14 protein-coding genes are annotated in these 20,726 nt (G+C 49.5%); 11 read left to right on the forward strand and 3 right to left on the reverse strand.

The features are described 5' to 3' along the window. Positions 1-136: 136 nt before the first annotated feature. The 8 genes from HGH91_RS22700 (at position 137) to HGH91_RS22735 (ending at position 12,069) form a co-directional block, all read left to right on the forward strand. The gene (locus tag HGH91_RS22700; RefSeq protein WP_168741091.1) at positions 137-1,714 is read left to right on the forward strand and encodes a tetratricopeptide repeat protein; all 1,578 of its coding nucleotides are present in this window, start codon (positions 137-139) and stop codon (positions 1,712-1,714) included. Positions 1,715-1,951: 237 nt separating this feature from the next. After that, entirely contained in the window at positions 1,952-4,702 is a 2,751-nt protein-coding gene (locus HGH91_RS22705; protein ID WP_168741092.1) for a TonB-dependent receptor, read from the forward strand. A 22-nt stretch (positions 4,703-4,724) separates the two neighbouring features. Continuing rightward, positions 4,725-5,990, forward strand: a complete 1,266-nt coding sequence (locus HGH91_RS22710) for a right-handed parallel beta-helix repeat-containing protein (protein ID WP_168741093.1) — start codon at positions 4,725-4,727, stop codon at positions 5,988-5,990. A 17-nt stretch (positions 5,991-6,007) separates the two neighbouring features. Further along, positions 6,008-7,087 carry a phytase gene (locus tag HGH91_RS22715; RefSeq protein ID WP_168741094.1) on the forward strand — a complete coding sequence of 360 codons (1,080 nt, stop codon included), beginning with the start codon at positions 6,008-6,010 and terminating at the stop codon, positions 7,085-7,087. An 11-nt stretch (positions 7,088-7,098) separates the two neighbouring features. After that, complete coding sequence (locus HGH91_RS22720; RefSeq protein ID WP_247651818.1) at positions 7,099-8,673, forward strand: purple acid phosphatase family protein; 1,575 nt, start codon at positions 7,099-7,101, stop codon at positions 8,671-8,673. A 1-nt stretch (position 8,674) separates the two neighbouring features. Then, positions 8,675-10,504: a cytochrome-c peroxidase gene (locus HGH91_RS22725; RefSeq protein ID WP_211092395.1), complete on the forward strand. Its 1,830-nt coding sequence runs from the start codon at positions 8,675-8,677 to the stop codon at positions 10,502-10,504. Between the two features lie 111 nt (positions 10,505-10,615). Further along, the gene (locus HGH91_RS22730; RefSeq protein WP_168741095.1) at positions 10,616-11,455 is read left to right on the forward strand and encodes a hypothetical protein; all 840 of its coding nucleotides are present in this window, start codon (positions 10,616-10,618) and stop codon (positions 11,453-11,455) included. Between the two features lie 239 nt (positions 11,456-11,694). Then, positions 11,695-12,069, forward strand: a complete 375-nt coding sequence (locus HGH91_RS22735) for a winged helix-turn-helix transcriptional regulator (RefSeq protein ID WP_168741096.1) — start codon at positions 11,695-11,697, stop codon at positions 12,067-12,069. 7 nt (positions 12,070-12,076) lie between these two features. On the opposite strand, the gene HGH91_RS22740 is transcribed toward HGH91_RS22735, so the two are convergent. Beyond that, entirely contained in the window at positions 12,077-13,036 is a 960-nt protein-coding gene (locus HGH91_RS22740) for a hypothetical protein (RefSeq protein ID WP_168741097.1), read from the reverse strand. Positions 13,037-13,187: 151 nt separating this feature from the next. Here HGH91_RS22740 and HGH91_RS22745 point away from each other — a divergent pair, with 151 nt between their 5' ends. Genes HGH91_RS22745 through HGH91_RS22755 form a run of 3 tightly spaced genes read left to right on the forward strand, consistent with a single transcriptional unit; the run spans position 13,188 to position 15,447 of the window. After that, positions 13,188-14,237 (forward strand): winged helix DNA-binding domain-containing protein, encoded by a 1,050-nt coding sequence (locus tag HGH91_RS22745; RefSeq protein ID WP_168741098.1) that lies wholly within the window; start codon positions 13,188-13,190, stop codon positions 14,235-14,237. Between the two features lie 45 nt (positions 14,238-14,282). Next, a complete protein-coding gene (locus HGH91_RS22750) occupies positions 14,283-15,083 on the forward strand; it encodes a HipA family kinase (protein ID WP_168741099.1) in 801 nt (266 codons plus the stop codon). Further along, on the forward strand, positions 15,061-15,447 hold the full coding sequence (locus tag HGH91_RS22755) for a DUF3037 domain-containing protein (protein WP_145673050.1): 387 nt from the start codon (positions 15,061-15,063) through the stop codon (positions 15,445-15,447). The genes HGH91_RS22750 and HGH91_RS22755 overlap by 23 nt, the downstream gene beginning before the upstream one ends. A gap of 67 nt (positions 15,448-15,514) precedes the next feature. Here HGH91_RS22755 and HGH91_RS22760 read toward each other — a convergent pair whose 3' ends face one another. Both HGH91_RS22760 and HGH91_RS22765 read right to left on the reverse strand, forming a co-directional pair. Continuing rightward, the gene (locus HGH91_RS22760; protein ID WP_168741100.1) at positions 15,515-17,980 is read right to left on the reverse strand and encodes a glycosyl hydrolase family 95 catalytic domain-containing protein; all 2,466 of its coding nucleotides are present in this window, start codon (positions 17,978-17,980) and stop codon (positions 15,515-15,517) included. Positions 17,981-18,207: 227 nt separating this feature from the next. Further along, the gene (locus HGH91_RS22765; protein ID WP_168741101.1) at positions 18,208-20,586 is read right to left on the reverse strand and encodes an ABC transporter permease; all 2,379 of its coding nucleotides are present in this window, start codon (positions 20,584-20,586) and stop codon (positions 18,208-18,210) included. Between the last annotated feature and the right edge of the window lie 140 nt (positions 20,587-20,726).

Raw genomic sequence — 20,726 nt, forward strand, 5'->3', positions numbered from 1 at the left:
ATAACCAGTGTCACAATAATATATAAAATAGTATACTGACGCAAGCACTTTTATACCGGCGGCCATCGATTTGGTAACATACAGTTAACACAAAAAAACATTCTTTGCGGATTGTTGATGCTTATTTACCGTTAAAATGAAAAGGTTTCTTCCTTTCCTGACACTGTACTTGCTCTTGCTTCCACTATTCACCCGTGCTGCCGGCGAGCCTGTTGAGGGGCCCATCACACTAACCGCCAAACCAGGCCGGCAATCGCCCGACTCGGCCTTTCTCGCACTGCGGAAGGCGCAGGAAATGGCCATAGCCAACGGCGATGAACTCACCGCCGGCAAATGCCTGCAACAAATGGGAAAAATCTGCTTCACCCTCGGCCACTACGCCAAATCGCTCGAATACTACCAGCAAGCCGCTACCATCTTCGGTACACAACAGCACAAAAGCCAGGAAGCCGCCGTACTAAACGATATGGGGGAACTGTACTACCGGAATATCAATAAAAAAGCTGCCAAAGCCCACTACGACAAGGCCCTGCAGCTGTACCGCCAAACCAATGATAAAACTGGTATGGCAGCTACTTATGGCTATATTGGTCACTACTACGAAAAGCAATCGCAATACGATAGCGCCCGGTACTTCCAGCAACTGGCACTAACCCAATACCAAAACGCCAAAGACACTCTCGGCATGGCAGGCATATACGAAAACCTGGGCACCATACAGGAAGATCTGGCTAAATATGATACCGCACTCGCCTGCTTCCGCACCGCCCTGCAACTATATGATCTGCACCACGAACATTTGGCCGGCATAGAAGTGATCAACAATATCGGCGATATATTAAGAAAAACGGGCGCCTATAAACAAAGCATGCCCTACTCAAAAGAAGCCCTGGCCATTGCCCGCCATACCAACAACAAATACCAGGAAGCCGCCGCCTGTAAAGACATCGCCAAAGCGTTTAACCTGATGGGTCAGCACGACAGCGCCTATTATTATATGGAGTGGAGCCGAAAATGCCTGCTGGAAATTTATTCTGCCGAAAACAACCAGCAGATGAACTTCCTCCAGATCATTTACGATACCAATAAAAAAAATGATGAAATTATGCAGCTGGAAAACAGTCATCATATCAACCGCATCATTTATATCTCCGTAGGCATCGTGGTGATACTACTCATCCTCCTTTGCCTGCTCACCATCTCGCGCCAGAAGCTGAAGATCAGCCAGGCCCAGGCCGTATCGGAAAGAAATGCGGAGCTAAACCGCATCCAGAAAGACCAGCTCGAACTAAAAAGCAAACAACTGGCTACCCACACCCTCGATGTCATCCAACGCAACCAGTTCCTCGATGAATTACGCAATACCCTGTCGGGAATGGTGCAGGAAGATAAACGCGACCAGAAAAAACAACTGCAGCAACTGGTACTTAAAATCAACCAGAACGTGAATCACGAAAAACAATGGAAAGATTTTACCGGCATCTTCGAACAGGTGCACCAGGTGTTTTTCGATAAACTCAATGCACTGTACAGCGACCTTACCAACAACGATATTAAATTACTCGCCCTCCATAAAATGAATATGGACTCAAAAGATATGGCTACCATTCTCGGTATTTCTCCCGATAGTTTGCGCGTGGCCAGGTATCGTCTCCGGAAAAAATTAAACATACCGGAAGGAGATACCCTCAGCACTTTTGTGCAAACGCTCTGAGGCTTAACATTCCGGTAATATTCACGTAACATATTGGTAATGGCGGTTCTTGTTACAAACAAACAATTAATTATCAACCACTTACAATCCATTTGTATACGCTGATTACGCTTTGTTTACGGGCCTGTTAACGCTGTTTACGTTTTGCTTACGCTGCTTTCTTGCATTTTTTTCCGCAGCCCGGCACATTTGCGATACCATTCGTCACTAACTCGAATCGTATCAAATTCATCAAAAATGAAAACAATTTTACAAACGTTACTATGCCTGTTGCTGAGCATTACCGCTGCCAACGCAGCCAGCATCAAAGGGCATGTATACGATCAGAAAACAGGAGAACCGCTGGTAGGCGTTACCGTTGTACTGGAGCAAACCACCCTCGCTACTGTAACCGGTCTTGACGGCTCTTTCGAATTTAAGAAAGTAAATCCCGGCCAGTTTGTCCTTGTCATTTCCCACCTTACCTACAAAACATTAAAACAAACAGTAACGGTAGTGGATAAAGATAATCCACACATCACCGTGTACCTCAGTGAACGCAATAGCAAAAGCCTGAGCGAAGTAGTAGTAGCCGCCAACAGCAAAGCTTCTTCCGAAAAAACCGCCCGCAAACTGGAACAGAAATCCATGCAGGTGATGAACGTCGTGTCTGGCGCAGCCATTGAGGTATCGCCCGACCTCACCGTGGCCAACGTCATCCAACGGGTATCCGGCGTATCGCTGGAACGCAGCAGCAACGGCGACGGCCAATATGCCATTCTCCGGGGTATGGATAAACGTTATAACTATACGCTGATCAACGGTATAAAGATTCCCAGCCCCGATAATAAATACCGCTACGTACCCCTGGACCTCTTCCCTTCCGAACTGCTGGACCGCCTCGAAGTATACAAGTCACTGACCCCCAATATGGAAGGTGATGCCGTAGGCGGTGTGGTAAATATGGTCATGAAAGACGCCCCAGGCAGGTTTTCGGTAAATGCCAATGTGGCTACCGGTTATAGCCAGATGGTATTAGACAAAGGCTTTACCAGCTTCGATGCCGGTGGCATGCGCAGCAAATCGCCTTACGAAGCACATGGCAAAAACTATAACGCCACTCCCGCCGATTTTGCTACCGGTACGCTCAACTACAAAAACAAAAACTTTGCCCCTAACCTGGTAGCCGGCTTATCTATCGGCCAGCGCTTCCTGGATAATAAGCTGGGCGTTATCCTCGCGGGTAGCTATCAGAATACCTTCCGTGGTACAAGCAACACTTTCTACTCGAGCAAAACGGTGGCTACCGAAAAAACAGAAGTCATCACCGACATGCGGAAACGCCAGTACAGCGAACAACAACAGCGTAGCGGATTTCATGGAAAACTAGACTATGTTTTCAACGAGCGCCATAAGCTGTCCTTATACAATGCGTACATGCACCTCCTCAATTTTCAAACCCGTGAAGGTATTACAACCAACTTTTCGTCTGATTACGACCCAAGTACCGGAAATGCGCAGCTCAGCTATCAAAACCGCTCCAGGAAGATCAATCAGCAGATCTATAACTCTACCCTGCATGGTGATCATAAATTCGGCAAATTAAAATTGCAATGGTCAGCTGTTTTTTCGTCTGCTAAAAATGAGGTGCCCGATAATACCACCATCAGCCTGAATGGTATCCGCAACAACAACCGCGATACCATGACCACCGCCACTGAAAGTAACCGCCGCTGGGAACGTAATACCGACAACGATATCGCGGGTTACCTGGATCTGACCTACACCGCCAAAATTGCCGGTACCAAAGTAGATTTCTCTGCAGGTGGATTATACCGCGATAAACAAAGAAGCAGCTTCTTTAACAACTACGTATTTTATCCATCTACCCCCAGCGCCCTGTACAATAAAGACTTCTTCAGCTATACAGGCATTTCCTGGGATGTACAAAATCCCAGAGGCGCCGTGGCGAATGCCCTCACCTACGATGCATCTGAAAAAACCAGCGCCGGATACGGTATGTTCAAATTCAAAGCCGCCGACCTGGAAGTAACAGGTGGCGTACGCGTAGAACATACCAACCAGGGGTATAGCATGCTGTTTTCATTGGGTGAGAAACGCCCGACAGGTAACCAGGTATACACCGATGTGTTGCCTAGCCTGAACCTGAAATATGAACTAACGGAACATCAGAACCTCCGCGGGTCCTATTTCCGCTCCCTGAACCGCCCCGGCTTCTTTGAAATTGTGCCCGGCAGCGTTGTACAGGAAGACTACACCGAACGCGGTAACCCAGATCTGAAGCGCGCCACAGCCAATAACTTCGATCTGCGTTACGAATTATTCCCTAATCATTCCGACCAGCTGCTCGTAGGCATCTTCTATAAACAGATAAAAGATCCTATCGAAAATACGATTGTAGCAGATAGCACCCGTCCGCAAGACCAGTACTACACTGCCGGCAACTTCGGTACCGCCCGTAACTATGGACTGGAAGTTGACTATATCAAATTCTTCAGTAACATAGGCATCAAAGCCAATTATACCTATACCCATTCCAGCATTACCACCAGCAAAAGCGCCCGGATCAGGGATGAAAAAGGCGACCTGGAAACAATTGCAGTAGATCAAACCAGGCCATTATATGGTCAGTCAGAGCACATCGCCAACCTCTCCCTGCTGTATAAAGACACACAACATGGCTGGGATGCACAGTTGGCCGGAGGATACACCGGTCCCCGCATCGTGACCGTTTCCCAGTTCGTAGACAATGATCTCTGGCAGAAAGGATTTATACAGATGGATATTTCTGTGGAAAAGAGATTCCGCAACCACTTCAGCATCTTCGCTAAAGCCGGTAACCTGCTGAATACACCAGCTGAAATATTTATCAAAGGCGTCAACCCGGAAAATGCCGAATTACCCGGCCAGGGCAAAGCCAACGAAACACTGATCAGGAAAGAATACTACAAGCAAACTTACCTGTTAGGCGTACGCTACAAATTATAACTCATTTAAAATATTCGTCGTCATGAACTACAAACAAATCATTGGCAGCGCGTTACTGATCGCCATACTCGGCGGCGCCTGCAAAAAAGCGAACAGCGATGTAGACCTTACCAAAGAAGTGGCCGGCGCAGGTACGGTGGCCGGGGAAGTATATGGCATCTGGGAAAAAGGCAGCACCAAACGCATCTCCGGCGATATCATTATCCCGGAAGGTAAATCGCTCGTGATAGAAGAAGGCGTGCTGGTAATCATGGATACCCTCGCCAAGCCGGAAGTAATTGTAAAGGGTAATCTCTATTCCATGGGAACTAAAGAATTCCCTGTAAGATTTACCATTGAAGAAAACCTGCGCACCGACAGCCGCAAATTCGGTAAGCAATGGGGCGGCATCCTGGCTGCCCAGAGCTGCAAGGAACTCCTGCTCGACAATACCGTTGTAGAATATGGTGGCGCCACTACCACCGAGTCATCTACTTCCGTGAAACAAGGCCTGTATAAGGCGAAAAGCGGGGAAAACCTGCCTGCCCTCTGGTTCAGTAATGTAAACGGTAAACTGGTAGTTACCAACAGTACTTTCCGCCACTTCCAGGACGACTGTACCTATATCGAAGGTGGTAAGATCATCTTCGCCAACAATAAGTTTTACAGCACCGGCCTCGTAGGCGGAGAAGGCATCAATATTAAATCCGGCTGCCTGGCCGATGTTGGGTTTAACTTCTTTTATGCTACCAATACCAACGCCCTGAAGCTGTCTAACTCCGGCAATCGCAGCCCACAGGCGCATGTGATCGCATATAACAACACCATTCTCAATACCGGCTGGAGAAGGCCTACGGTAAAAGGCGGTTCGGTATGGCTGGAAGCTACCGTGTACGCAGAGTTGTACAATAACCTGTTTGCCAACGCACGTTTTGGTATAAAGAGAGATACCAAAGGTCCGGAAGATCAACGCTCCGCTTTCAGTAACAACCTTTACTATGGCTTTGACCAGGCTACTGTTACCCAGTTCCAACCCAGCAAAGATGTAGTAGGCGGAAAAAATGACCTGATCAGCACCACCGTGGGCGACCATGATCCTAAATTCGTGAACTACCCGTTGAACACAGCGATGAATAACCCGGATCTGAACGAGAGCTGGGATTTCCATGTACAAGCAGGTTCCCCTGCTATTGGCGCCGGCACTACTGCCTTTACCCGCAATTTCCCCGACGGACTTGTATTAAACGGTAAACTGTATTTATCGCCCGCTCCTTCCTCTACTATCGGTGCCCTTGGCACCAAAAACTAACGATTCACCTTTTCAACATGCGTAAACATTTTATATTATTCAACACAGCAGTCTGCGGACTGCTGTGTTTTTCTGCCTGCGCTACTCCAGCCGGTACTCACGTAAACGAATACACGGATACCACCACCATTCAACCGGCGGTAATCACCGAACCCGTACAATTCGATTCCGACGACCCGGCTATCTGGGTAAATCCGGCCAATCCCGCACAGAGCCTGGTGATAGGCACTGATAAATCGGCCGAAGGAGCCCTCTACGTATTTGATTTGCAGGGAAAGATCAAAAAGATAGTACCACATCTCCAGCGGCCCAACAACGTAGACATTGGCTATGGCTTACTGCTCAACGGAAAACGTATAGACTACGCCGTTACTACGGAAAGGATTACCCATAAACTCCGCTTCTTTTCACTCCCCGACATGGACCCCATCGACAATGGCGGCATTCCTATCTTTGAAGGCGAAACAGGCCATCAATACCGCGACGGTATGGGCATTGCCATTTACACCAGCAAAACCGGCGAGCAATACGCCATTGCCGGCCGTAAAACCGGGCCGCTGGAAGGAGGCTATTTATGGCAATATCGCTTATCAGACAATGGTAACGGAAAATTAACGGCAACCCTGGTACGTAAATTTGGCCGTTACAGCGGCAAGAAAGAAATTGAGGCTATAGCCGTAGACAATGAAGCCGGGTACGTTTACTACTCCGATGAACAGTACGGTGTAAGGCAATATTATGCCGACCCTGAAAAGGGAAATGAAGAGTTGTCGGTATTTGGCACCACTGGTTTTACGGAAGATCATGAAGGTATTGCTATCTACAAAACTTCCCCCACCAAAGGATATATCCTGGTATCGGACCAGGGAGCCAATAAATTCCATATCTTCAACCGCGAAGGGACCTCCCACCGGCTGTTGAAAGTGGTAAAAGTGAGTGCCAGTCACAGCGACGGGTCGGATATAGTAAGCATTCCGCTGAATGAAACGTTCCAACATGGAATGTTTGTCGTGATGAGCGATGACAAAACCTTTCATTACTACCGCTGGGAAGATATTGCCGGGAAACAACTGGAAGTAGTGCCAACAAAAAAATAGTCTCCTATTATATGAAATCCATGATCATCGCCAGCCTGTTGCTGGTTACCGGTTTTACCAGTATACAGGCACAGGAAGCTCCTGTACAAAAAGTGAAAGCCGTCATTGCGCCGGCACTGCTGCGCGGTCCTTATCTGCAAGCCGCCAGCAGCAACAGTATCGTTATTCGTTGGCGTACCGATGCTTCCGCCCGCAGCCGGGTAAAGTACGGCACCACACCCGATAAACTGGATCAGCAGACAGACGACCTGGCCCTCAGCACCGAACATAAAGTAAAGCTTACCAACCTGCAACCCGGCACCCGCTATTACTATAGCATTGGGAGCTTGAAAGATGTGTTACAAGGCAATGCCGACAATTCTTTTGTGACGCTGCCAGAACCCGGTAAAACAGGGCTGTACCGCATTGCCGCATTGGGCGATTGCGGCGACAATTCCATTAACCAGCGCCAGGTAAAAGAACAACTGGTGAAATACCTGGGCAGCAACCACCTCAATGCCTGGATATTACTCGGCGACAACGCCTATCCCGATGGTACCGATGCAGAATATCAGACCAAATTCTTCAATGTGTATAAAGACGACCTGTTGAAGAAATACCCACTGTTTCCTGCTCCCGGCAACCATGACTATCATGATACCGACCTGAGTGCCAAATACGCACAGGAAACACACCAGACTACTTATTACCAGAACTTCACCATGCCGTCAGAAGGAGAATCCGGTGGCGTACCTTCTCACACCTCCTCGTTCTACTCCTTCGATATTGGTAATATTCACTTCCTGTCGCTCGACAGCTACGGTAAAGAAGACAGCGCCTACCGCCTGTATGACACCCTGGGACCACAGGTACGCTGGATAAAGGAAGACCTGGCCGCCAATAAAAACAAAGCCTGGGTAGTAGCCTACTGGCATCATCCTCCCTATACCATGGGTTCGCACAACTCCGATGAAGAAGATGAACTGATCCACATCCGTCAGAACTTCATCCAGGTACTGGAACGGAATGGTGTAGACCTGGTGCTGAATGGTCATAGTCACGACTATGAAAGATCCCGGCTCATACAAGGCCACTATGGTATGGCCAACACCTTCGACCCAGCCAAACACAATGTCAGCAACTCTTCCGGACGTTACGACGGCGGCAGCAATGCGACGCCTTACGTGAAAGACAGTGCCCGTAATAACGGCACCGTATACGTGGTAAGTGGTTCTGCCGGGAAACTGGGAGGTAAACAAACTACCTTCCCACATAAGGCCATGTATTTTTCAGACGCTGACCACGGTGGGGTTTCCGTACTGGAAGTGCAGGACAACCGCCTCGACCTGAAATGGGTTTGTGCCGACGGCACGATCCGCGACCAGTTTACCATCATGAAAAATGTGAATAAACACAGCGATATCACCATTAAGAAAGGACAATCGGCCCTACTCACCGCCTCGTTTATCGGCAACTATAAATGGAACAATAGCAGCGAAACCGGCAGAAGTATTACCGTAACGCCTACCGCCGCTACCACCAAATACACGGTGACCGATGCATTCAACGTAGTAAAAGATACGTTTACCGTTCATGTGTCTAAGTAAAATGAAATGGATCATATGGCCGGTATTTACCTTACTGGCCATCTTTTCGGCATGGGGATTTAAGCAAACGCCTGCCGATACAGGTGTAATCAATACTATTACTATTTTCCGGGAGGATGCCACCAATTTTGCGGCCGCCTCCCGGGAAATGGAAACAGCCATGCAGGCTATCACTCCCGGCAAACCCGCCAGCATTGAACACGCTAAAGCTGCCCTGAAAAAATGCCGGCTGGCCTATAAACACATTGAATACTTCCTCGATTATTTTTTCTTCAGCTCTTCTATGGTGTATAACCGCCCCGCAAAAACGGAAATAGATGAGCCCTACATGGAATATCAACCTCCCGTCGGACTACAGCAAATGGCGGTATTACTGTTCGATAAAAATCCCTATATCCACAAACAGGCATTACTGGATCAGGCTAACCTGGTCAGCTCTTCTGCCGCAGATATCCCCGCACTCCTGTACCAGTTTAAGGCTACCGATAAAGACATTATGGAAAGCCTGCGGATAGAACTGGTACGCCTATACGCTAATGGCATTACCGGCTATGATGCTCCAGAACTCAAAAGCGGTATCGCCGAAACTGCACAATCGATGCGTACGATCCAGGCAGTGCTGCAGCCCTGGCTCAGTACCAGCTCTCCCGAAACACAGGTGGTAAGCCGCTACCTCGTGCAGTGTATCAGCTACCTGGAATTGCATACAGATTTCGACCGCTTTAACCGCATGGAATTTCTCACTACCTGCGCTTTACCGCTACAGGAGAGCGTAGGCAATCTAATACGTTACCTGCAACTGGATCAGCATACCCGGAGTGCGCTGAACTACAACGCAAAAAATTTATTCAGTAAAGATGCCCTGCGTGCAGCTGCTTTCCCGGGAGGTACGGATACCGGCGCGTTGCAGGTAAAGTTAGGACGGCAACTCTTTTACGACAAAGCTCTTTCTGGCAATGGGCAACGCAATTGCGCCACCTGTCACCAACCCGATAAATATTTCAGCGATGGGCTGCGGACCAGCCTCGCAACCGACGAAAAAAATCATGTCCGCAGAAATGCGCCCAGCCTCTATTATGCGGCATTTCAATATGCCCAGTTCTGGGATGGCCGCGCTAATACATTATCCAAACAAATACAAACGGTAATTGCCAATCCCGAAGAAATGAACGGGCACCCTGACGTCATCCTCGCCCGGCTGAACGACAGCAGCGCCTACCGCCAGGCCTTTGCGGCAGCTTTCCCCGGCGACAGTACTCCCGCGATCAGTATGACGCACCTGTCGTCCGCCATTGCCGCTTATCTCTTTACCTTGTCGCCCCAAACCAGCGCATTCGATGCCTACCTGGCCGGTGATAAAAAAGCGATGATGCCTGCCCAGGTAAACGGGTTTAACCTGTTTATGGGAAAAGGCCAGTGCGCTACCTGCCACTTTGCACCTTTATTCAATGGCCTCACGCCACCGTTCTACCAAATGACAGAATTCGAAAACCTGGGCATGCCGGGTAACGGTAGTCTGCGCCACCCGCAGCCCGACAAAGATGCCGGCCGGTTCGAATATTTTCCCATAGAATTTTATCAACGCGCTTTTAAAACGCCTACTGTCCGCAATGCTGCCATGACCGCTCCTTACATGCACAATGGCGCCTTCGGTTCCCTGGAAGAAGTGATGGACTTTTACAACGCCGGCGGCGGCAACGGGCTGGGAATGAAAGATCCTTATCAAACGTTAACAGCGGCTAAACTGGGACTCAGTACCGGCGAAATGAAAGATATCATCGCCTTCCTGAAGGCGTTGTCCGATCGCCCGGCAACTACGTACAACTACTGAATTTTACGAGCCCCGATTTATACTGATACCTTCACTCATTCATAGCGATAATTTTGCTCAACAGTTTTATCGGAAGAAAGACATGTTTTCCCCAAGCAAAATTATCGCGACATGAGAAAATTAATAATCGCGCTGTGCTGCTGTTGCCTCACCGCTCCGGCGCTGCTGGCCCAATCTGCCCTGAAAATAAAATTACATCCTGTTATTGCTCTGCAGCTGGTAGAGCCGCCAGCATCGCTGGAGGCTGCCTGGAAACTGGCGCACCGCCAGGACGATCCTGTTACCACCGTTATCCCCCTGCAAGACGTATATGCCAAAGGACACCACCAGCTGTCGGCCCTGGTGGCGAGGATAGATGCCAGCGGCAAACCAACCAATAACAGACAGGCTGCACAAATGGGTAAAGAAATAGAAAATATCAACAGCCTCGCTTCAGAAATGGCTGCCTGGCAGCAAAGCCTGGAAATGAAATATTACAAGCAATTACGCAACCAGGACATAAGTGTACACAAAGCCATCGATGTGCGGGAAGATACTGCCCTGAAAGCGCTTCCGCTGATTACCAGCGGAGAATATACTGATCCCGATCCCATGAAGGAGAAAGCGGTAAGCAATCAATACTTTAACGAACATATGAAAGCGGCCACCGCTATGCTGGAAAAAGACCGGCAGTTATGGTTGCAGTTTAAAAAAGAATATCTCAGCGGCCTTGCCCGCTATGATGCCCGGCTGGAGGCCCTCGGATGGGGCGACAACATCAACAACCCGCTATTAAAACCCGGCGTGGCTAACCTGCAGAAAGGATTGCTGGAACTGGCAGACAAGCTGCTGGAATGCGATCAGAAAATTACTTATACTGCCGCTTCCTGGTATGGCACGTATCTCGACAGGCCCGAAACCAAACGGCAACAAAAAGAAATTACTATGGCATATTTAAATGTTTCCTTTTAATAACTCAGATTTTCATCGTAAAAACACATGAAGTTGGCATAAGGCGGGTGTCTACCCGCCTTTCTGTTTTATAAGCTAAATGCCTTTGCCACATAGCTTTTCATCGACGCTGGTTCCCTGCCCTGGCGCCGGTCACGAGTATTTTTGCCATTTTTTAATCTTGTTTTAGTAGATCAAAACTACTTACCTTTGGTAACTAAACATTCAACCTAACCTGTAGGTTAGCAAAACAGTATCAAGTGGATCAAAATAATTGTCCCAGCCCGGAACATTGCAAGGGCCAACTGAACGCCATAGGCGACGCACTGTATGCCATCGGGGGTAAATGGAAGCTACAGATTATCGGCGCATTAATGGACGGTAAAAAGCGTTTCAACGACCTGCAACGCCTGGTTATTGGCATTTCTGCCAAAGTATTGTCGAACGAGCTGAAAGAAATGGAGCTAAATGGTTTTATTCACCGCGTAGCACATGCCGATATCAAACATGTGGTGGAGTATGAGTTAACGTCATATAGTTTTACCCTGGGCAACGTACTCAATGCGTTGTCTGAATGGGGAACGATGCACCGTAAAAAAATTACGGGACGACTGGTGGAAACCGCCGCCCCGTAAACAAATATCACGGAAGCAAGGCAGCTTTCACGGGGCTTTGTAATTCATACCCCTTGCTGCCTTTATATGCATACCGCTCTTCTGCGGTAAAACGGATCTTCTTTTTCCCTTTCAGCAATGCTTTTACTTCTTCCGGCAGCCGGTCTGTATCATCGGCCGTGGCGGTGCCTTTCAGCGTAATCACGATATCGCGGAAATACTTTTTATCACTGGCGGGTACCGTGTAGGTACTTGTCCAGGCAGACATATTTTCTTCAGCGCTTACTTCGGTACGCTCTACGCCATATGCAGCCATGATCTGCTGATAACCACCATTGATACCACCGATGAGGTAATAGTCGCCATCAAAAGGACCACCCGCACCGCCATTCAGATTTTTAAGGAGAAATGCATACTGGTCGTTGCCTATCAGCAACGGTTTAGGCGTAGGGCACTGGGAAAATGCGCCATAGGCGCCTATCACCGGCTGATACATCCGCAGCTTCCAGCCTCCGTCGGTTAATACAAATTTTGCCAGTCCCAATATGCCGCCGGTAAACCGCGATACCTGGAAACCTTCCGGATCAAACTCAGAGTGATTAAAGCTCATGACTTTATACTGCATCCCGGAAGAATCCTTGAAATCCATCACATTCATCAGTCGGGTAGCCACACCGTCCGGAAAAGGAAATACATCGCTGCCTTCATCATAGATATTCAGGTAAGGCTTGCCCTTGCAGGTTTTACATTCCCAGTTGATCAGCTCATCAAACTTGCCATTGCCGGTACTGCGTTTGTAATGCTGTCCGGGAAACAGCTGCAGCAAAGCCTTCTGGCCGTCGAAGGTGCCCGGCAATACCAGGTTGCGGTTTTGTAAGATGGTATCACTTACATTTTTCTTTTTGAGGTCTTCACTGACCGATTGCCCCAGGCTGGCGCTCAGCACGCCCAGCTGGAGAAATACAATAACAAACAAACGTTTCATCATCAATAGAGATTATTTTCGGCGCCGTTATTATTACGGCGGAGGCAAAGGTACTACTCCCCCTGCCATACCAGCACAGTATCCGGAAAATTTTTCCCGCAGGGCACAGGCCAACTGACATACGGTTGTCACCCCTGGCGGATAATTTCGGTATATGAACAGTCAGCAGATAGCATTACTCCGGTTGCGGCAGCAACAACTTATCCAGCCCACCTTTACCCAGGCTGCCGACCTGGTACGGTGGATGGGCTGCATGCAGGCCCAGGATTATGCCGGCGCCAAATGGGCCATTGGCATGCGCGTAAAAGGAAGCACCGATGCCTCTATAGAAGCGGCCCTACAGGAAGGCACAATCCTGCGCACCCATATCCTGCGGCCCACCTGGCATTTTGTATCTCCGGAAGATATCCGCTGGATATTATCCCTGACAGCTCCGCGCATCAAAGCGTTCAATAAAAACCTGCATGCCCGCCTCGGCATCACGGATAAAGACCTGCACCGCAGCAGCCAGGTACTGGGTAAGGCGCTGGCCGGCCAATCCCTTGCCCGCACCGCACTGGTACCATTACTGCACAAAGCCCGTATCGATACGGATGATATCCGCCTGGGATTTCACCTCATGCATGCAGAGCTGGAAGGCATTATATGCAGTGGTCCCCGGCAGGGCAAACAATTTACCTACGCCCTGCTGGACGACAGGGCCGCTCCCGTTGCTGCCATCTCCCGTGAGGAAGCCATTACCCGGCTCACGCTGCGGTATTTCCGTAGCCGGGGCCCTGCTACCGTCAACGACTTTCAATGGTGGAGCGGATTGCGTATGCAGGATATCAAAATGGGATTAGAGGAGAATAAAGACCTGCTTACCGCGTTCATCGCCAACGGGCAGGCCTATTGGTTCGATGCCGCTATGCCCATGAAAACAATGGCCACCGGTCCTTTGCTGTTGCCGGCCTACGACGAGTATACTGTGGCGTATAAAGACCGCAGCGATGTATTGCCAGCCTCCCTTATTACTGCTACCGGCTATGGTATCTATAAACCTACCGTAGTGAACAAAGGACAGATTGCCGGCACCTGGAGCCGTAAAATTTCCCATCACCACCTGGAAATCGATACCCAATTGCCTGCCGGACCATTGCGGGCATTGCCCCGCGCCATTGCCGCTTACCGGTCGTTTATGGGCAAAGCGGACAAATTTGGTTAATTTGGCCGCGAATACGCTGATTTAAGTAACGACAACCCACATTAGATGATAGAAGATATACAACTTCAGCTAAGGACCGTTAATGTCACCCGCTATGTAACGCCCCTGCGTGAAGGCGGCTCCCTTCCGGCCATTGCCGAAGCGGATGACGGTTTCCTGTATGCGCTGAAATTCAGAGGCGCCGGACAAGGCGTGAAAGCATTAATCGCAGAACTGATAGGTGGTGAAATAGCCCGGACCCTGGGACTGAAAGTACCTGAAATCGTATTTGCCAACCTGGATGCCGCCTTCGGCCGCACCGAACCGGATGAGGAAATCCAGGACCTGCTCAAAAAAAGCGTAGGCCTCAACCTGGCCCTGCACTACCTTTCCGGGGCTACTACCTACGATCCTACGGTGAACACCGTACCCGCCATGCTTGCTTCGCAAATTGTGTGGCTCGACTGCCTGCTCACCAACGTAGACCGCACCCCACGCAACACCAATATGCTCATGTGGCGCAACGAACTATGGCTGATAGATCATGGCGCTTCCCTTTACTTTCACCACTCCTGGCAAAACTGGCAGGAACAGGCCCTCCGGCCCTTTGTGCAGGTAAAGGACCATGTATTGCTGCCACAGGCCAGCGAACTGGATACTGTAGATGCAGCCTTCCGGCTGCTACTAACGCCTGAGCGTATACGTGGTATTGTCGACATCATCCCTGATGAATGGCTCATCAGCGATCAACATACGGAATCGCCCGAAGAACGCCGGGACGTATACTTTGAATTTTTAACGGCACGCATCCGCCACTCCGAAATTTTTGTAAAAGAAGCACAACATGCAAGAACAACACTTATATGAATATGCCGTGATACGCATTGTACCAAGCGTAGAGCGGGAAGAATTTTTGAATGTTGGCGTCATCCTTTATTCCAGGCCACAAAAATTTCTGGGGGCAATGTTCACCCTGAACGAAGAAAAATTGCGGGCACTTGCTCCCCACACAGATATCAACACCATTCGCCCTTACCTGGAAGCTTTCGTGGAAATCAGCAAGGGCAGCGAAGCCGGAGGTCCCATCGGCAAACTGGATATGCCCAGCCGCTTCCGCTGGCTCACCGCCATGCGCAGCAGCGTGGTACAAACTTCCCGTGTACACCCCGGCTTTTGCAGCGGCAGCGCCGCCGATACGTTGCAACGCCTGCATGAGCAACTGGTATTGTAAAGTCACTTAACAAAACGGGGCTGACCAACAATGTTGGTCAGCCCCGTTTTCAATATATGACAGCAAACTACGGTCTGGTAAAGGTATACGTTTTCCCTGCTTCCGTCATCAAGTCATACTGTATCGTAGTGGGCAGCGCAGTGGTAGCCGCCGTATCCACTTTCCCATGAACCAGCGGTGGCGCAATGGCGTCCACCTGGTAGAAAGGATTCGTTTGCGTTCCGGTAGCAGGCTGCAACAACCCTTTTGTCGCCAAAGCATTGGGTACGCGTAAACGACAGTTCCCACCCAGGGTCGACAAGATAGTCACCTTTGCCAGCTTTCCATCTTCCCATACCATTTCCTTAATTTCAAAACCTCCCCTTGCCCGTAAGCCTGCTACGCGGCCGCTTTTCCACTCATCGGGCAAAGCAGGCAACAAATGCACACAACCAGCCTGGCTTTGCAGCAACATTTCGGAAATGCCGGCAGTACATCCGAAATTACCATCAATCTGGAAAGGCGGATGGGCGTCAAACAAGTTGGGATAGGTTCCCCCTCCGTTGCTTACTCCGGCCGGTGTGAGCTGGTCTTTGATCAGTTTCCAGGCATGGTTACCATCCCGCAAACGCGCCCAGAGATTTACTTTCCAGCCCATCGACCAGCCGGTAGATACATCTCCCCGCTGTATCAACGACGTGCGGGCCGCATTGAATAACGCCGGTGCACTTTCCGGAGCTACCTGGTTGGCAGGATACAACCCAAACAAATGAGATACATGCCGGTGCTTGTCTTCAGGATTGTCCAGGTCTTGCAACCACTCCTGCAGCTGGCCATACTGCCCTACCTGCATAGGTGGCAGCTTTTTACGTACCGCCTTCATTTTTTCCACCAACGCTGCGTCGGTATGCAATACCTCTGCTGCGTGAATGGTGTTAGACAAAAGGTCAAATACCAGCTGGTTATCCATCGTAGCCCCCGCCGTCATAGATACACCGGGATAAGCTTTCGGGTTATTCTCCGGCGATATGGACGGCGCTACCACCAGCCAATGATGCGTGGGCTCTTCTACCAGGAAATCCAGGTAAAAAGCCGCCGCCCCTTTCAAAGCAGGGTATACTGATTGCAGGTATTGCTTATCGCCACTGAACATATATTTTTCCCACAGGTGGCGGCTTAACCAGGCGCCTCCCATAGGCCACATGCCATAATAAATAGGATCTACCGGCCCGGTAATACGCCACAGGTCTGTATTGTGATGGGTTACCCATCCACCGGCGCCGTACATCACCTTAGCCGTTTCCCGGCCGGTAACAGACAGATCTTTTACCATCTGCACCAGCGGTTCATGCATTTCAGTGAGGTTGGTGATTTCGGCAGGCCAATAGTTCATTTCCGTGTTAATGTTGATGGTATACTTGCTGCCCCAGGGTGGGTTCATCAACGGGTTCCAGATCCCCTGCAGGTTAGCCGGCTGCCCGCCGGGCTGCGAGGACGCAATCAGCAAATACCTGCCAAACTGGAAATAGAGTACCACCAGCTGCGGATCATAACCCGCAGCAAAGTTCTTTAACCGCACATCTGTAGGATACCGCTCTGCATCGCTGTTGCCCAGGTATAACTGTACCCGGTTGAAATAATGCTGGTAAGCAGCAATATGATCTTTCAGCACTTCCTCATAGCCTTTCTTCCCTACTTTATCCAGGTAAGCGACCGCGCGTTTGCCTTCATCGGCACTCAGATCGGCATAGTTGATAAAGTTGGTCGCAATGGAAATATAAATGGTGACATCATCGGCCCGGCTGATCTGGATAGAATCGCCCGCGGTTGACACCGTACCGCCATTCACTTTGAATTTAACGAGCGACTGAAACTTCACTTTACCAGGCACACCCTCCTTATCGCCGCTCACGCCCGACAACACCAGCTCGTCGCTACCGTTTACGGCTACACGCGATTGCTGCGGGCTATGCAGCGCAGCCGAAAAGGTAATACTGCGGGGCTCTTCCGCGGTAAGCCGCACTACCATTACCTGGTCGGGGATAGACGCAAACACCCGCCGGGTATACTTTATGCCATTAACTGTATACGCAGTGGTAGCCACAGCCTTTTCCAGGTTCAGCTCCCGGTAATACCCCTGGTATTGTTCATGTGCAGGGAAATGCAGTTGGAGATCGCCTACCGGCTGGTAACACATTCCGTTAATCCGTTCCGATTGCATCGTCTTAGCCGCCAGGTCAGCCGCATCCTTCATCTTTCCTTCAAATATCAGCTTCCTGACTTCGGGCAGAGCGGCCAGCGCATGATGATTTTCGTTGCGGTTAGGACTACCGCTCCACACGGTGTTTTCGTTTAGCCGTATCAGTTCCTCCGCCGGATTGCCATACACCATCGCCCCCAAACGGCCATTGCCCACCGGCAATGCCGCTTCCCATATAGCGCCAGCCGGCTGGCTGTACCACAGCTTCAATGCCTGTTCCTGCGCCCAGGCAGGGGCAGCAGTCATCAACAGGATGACGCAAACGGATATACTTTTCTTTGTTTTTCTTAACATGGATATCATAGTTAAATAATAACCTCCCCGGTTATCCTGGCGGATAAGATACAATAATTTTCTCGCCAAGGCGCAAAGCAGCAAAGAATTTAAAGAGAAGAATAAAGCGAATTTTAAGCCCGCAAAGCGAGAAGATTACGTAGTAATTGTTATGTTACATAATCTTCTCGCTTTGCGGGCTTAAAATTCGCTTCAATCTTTGCTGCTTTGCGCCTTGGCGAGAAAACTTACTCTGCCCGCATACTCTTCACCGGGTCTGCCAGCGCGGCCTTGATGGCCTGGTAGCTGATGGTGGCAATGGCAATCACGAGTGCAATCACACCGGATACCAAAAATACCCACCAGGCAATACTGATCCGGTAAGCGAATATCTCCAGCCATTTATGCATACTATACCAGGCGAGCGGCGTGGCTATTAAAAACGACAGGAACACCAGTTTCAGAAAATCTTTCGACAACAGGTTTACGATATCCGTTACCGAGGCGCCCATTACTTTACGGATACCGATTTCACGGGTGCGTTGTAAAGCGCTGTAAGAAGCCAGTCCTAGTAATCCCAGGCAGGAAATAAGGATGGCCAGCAGGGCAAAATTGAAGAACAGCTTGCCAAACCTTTCCTCGGTACGATATTGCCGGTCAAAAAACTTGTCCAGGAAATAGTAGCTGAAAGGCCGGTTGGGTATCAATGTCTTCCAATTACTTTCAATACCTGCCAATGTACCGCGCAGATCACCGGGTGCTACTACGATAGAAAGCACTTCGCAGCCGCCTGGTTCAATACGCATGGTCAGTGGTTTGATGTTTTCCTGTAAAGAGCGGAAATGAAAATCCTTTACCACCCCTATAATGGTGCCTTCCCGGCCCCATTGCCGGAAAGACCGGCCTACCGCGTCCGTTGGTTTGGAGTAACCCAGCAGCTTAACGGCCGTTTCATTCACCACCATCGCATGCGTAGTATCTGTTCCAAAATCCCTGGAGAATCCCCTGCCCGCTACCAGCTTAATCTTATATTGGGGAATGAAATCATAATCTACAAAATATAAGTCCAGGTTAGCCACCTGCATTTCGCCCTGCTTATTTTGTATTTCAGTATAGGCGCCTTCCGTGTTGCCACCGGGAATACCAGACGACATCGTTGTATGCGTTACCCCGGGCAGGGCACTGATAGCATTCTTAAATGCATCTCTTGCCGGGTCGCCATGGGTATCAATTACCAACACCTGCTCTTTACTGAAGCCCAGGTCCTTGTTATGCATATAACGCATTTGCAGGTACACAATGATAGTACCGATAATGAGGGTAATAGAAATCGCAAACTGCGTTACCACCAGCCCTTTGCGCAGTAAGGTACCTTTGGAACTGGTAGAAAAACGACCCTTCAATACCAGGATCGGCTTAAAGGAAGATAACACCAATGCCGGGTAAATACCCGCCAGCAGCCCAATCAGGATAGCTGCCAGCAAGAGGATCACAATATAAACAGGTTCTGCGATGAGCCCGTGGCTGATCGTTTTGCCAGCCAGCAAATTGAAGGCAGGCAACAAGGCGGAAAACAGTACCAGTGTAAGCACAAATGCCATCAGGCATAACAACAGGCATTCTCCAATAAATTGCCGGAGCAACTCCTGCCGCGTAGCCCCTACTACTTTACGGATGCCAATTTCTTTGGCCCGTTCTACCGACCGGGCGGTAGTGAGATTAACAAAATTAATAGCGGCGATAAAGAGAATGAACAAAGCGATCACAGTAAAGATATATACATTGTTCCTGCTGCCATTTACATATGCACCATAGGTGGTATTCAGGTATATGTCCGTTAATGGTTGCAGGGCCACGGTGTAAAACATCTTGCTTTTCCGCCGCTCGTCACCGTTATGTCGTTCGATAAAATCCGGGAACTTGGCGACGAGCGCATCAGCGCTGGTATTGGGCTTCAGTAACAGAAAAGTGGTGGCGCCGAAATTTCCCCAGGCTTTATCTAACCCGGCATTAAGTTTCGTTAGGGTCGACATCGACACCAGCATATTTACCTTTAGCTGGGTATTTTCCGGCATATCGGCCATTACGCCGGTCACGGTGGAGGGTATCAGGTCGCCGGTGAGTAACACGGTTTCACCCATGGGATCGGCATTTCCAAAATATTTTTTGGCAGCGGTTTCGCTCAACACAATGCTGTTTACATCGCGGAGCGCGGTGTTGGGATCTCCCTTCAACAGCTTAAAATCAAATACGCGGAACAGCGAGGAATCTGCAAACAGCGCCTGGTCCTCCTGGAAGCTGATATTTCCTTTTTTCACCAGCAGGTTAGCGTTACTCACCCTGGTAAATGCATCTATTTCGGGGAAGTCGCGCTGCATGTTGGGCGCAAATGGCCAGGGAGTAATACCACCTTTGATAGTTTCGCTGGGCGTTTTCACATCGCAGGTTACCCGGTAGATGCGATCCTTTTTCGCATGAAACTGATCGTAACTCAATTCAAAATGTACATACAGGAAAATAAAGAAACAGGCGGTAAGTCCCACCGTTAAGCCCAGTACATTGATCAGGGAAAAGATCTTATTTCTCCAGAGATTGCGCCAGGCAATTTTCAGATAGTTTTTTAGCATTGACAACAGGATAATTTAACAGTGAACCTTCACGCAAAACCTGTTTATACTGCGCTAACACAATGCCAGCACACAGGTATTTCAAGATCAGGCACTATGAAATTACCAAAATTTACAATTTGTTCGGTTTCAACACTTTT

It is taken from the genome of Chitinophaga eiseniae, assembly GCF_012641265.1.
In the GTDB taxonomy this organism is placed as follows: Bacteria; Bacteroidota; Bacteroidia; order Chitinophagales; family Chitinophagaceae; genus Chitinophaga; species Chitinophaga eiseniae_A.

What these genes read in the sequence shown, in the direction of transcription:
- HGH91_RS22760 (WP_168741100.1), bottom strand. Translation starts at nt 17,980, where the DNA reads ATGTTAAGAAAAACAAAGAAAAGTATATCCGTTTGCGTCATCCTGTTG.
- HGH91_RS22765 (WP_168741101.1), bottom strand. Translation starts at nt 20,586, where the DNA reads ATGCTAAAAAACTATCTGAAAATTGCCTGGCGCAATCTCTGGAGAAAT.
- HGH91_RS22710 (WP_168741093.1), top strand. Translation starts at nt 4,725, where the DNA reads ATGAACTACAAACAAATCATTGGCAGCGCGTTACTGATCGCCATACTC.
- HGH91_RS22700 (WP_168741091.1), top strand. Translation starts at nt 137, where the DNA reads ATGAAAAGGTTTCTTCCTTTCCTGACACTGTACTTGCTCTTGCTTCCA.
- HGH91_RS22730 (WP_168741095.1), top strand. Translation starts at nt 10,616, where the DNA reads ATGAGAAAATTAATAATCGCGCTGTGCTGCTGTTGCCTCACCGCTCCG.
- HGH91_RS22745 (WP_168741098.1), top strand. Translation starts at nt 13,188, where the DNA reads ATGAACAGTCAGCAGATAGCATTACTCCGGTTGCGGCAGCAACAACTT.
- HGH91_RS22740 (WP_168741097.1), bottom strand. Translation starts at nt 13,036, where the DNA reads ATGATGAAACGTTTGTTTGTTATTGTATTTCTCCAGCTGGGCGTGCTG.
- HGH91_RS22715 (WP_168741094.1), top strand. Translation starts at nt 6,008, where the DNA reads ATGCGTAAACATTTTATATTATTCAACACAGCAGTCTGCGGACTGCTG.
- HGH91_RS22720 (WP_247651818.1), top strand. Translation starts at nt 7,099, where the DNA reads ATGAAATCCATGATCATCGCCAGCCTGTTGCTGGTTACCGGTTTTACC.
- HGH91_RS22725 (WP_211092395.1), top strand. Translation starts at nt 8,675, where the DNA reads ATGAAATGGATCATATGGCCGGTATTTACCTTACTGGCCATCTTTTCG.
- HGH91_RS22750 (WP_168741099.1), top strand. Translation starts at nt 14,283, where the DNA reads ATGATAGAAGATATACAACTTCAGCTAAGGACCGTTAATGTCACCCGC.
- HGH91_RS22705 (WP_168741092.1), top strand. Translation starts at nt 1,952, where the DNA reads ATGAAAACAATTTTACAAACGTTACTATGCCTGTTGCTGAGCATTACC.
- HGH91_RS22755 (WP_145673050.1), top strand. Translation starts at nt 15,061, where the DNA reads ATGCAAGAACAACACTTATATGAATATGCCGTGATACGCATTGTACCA.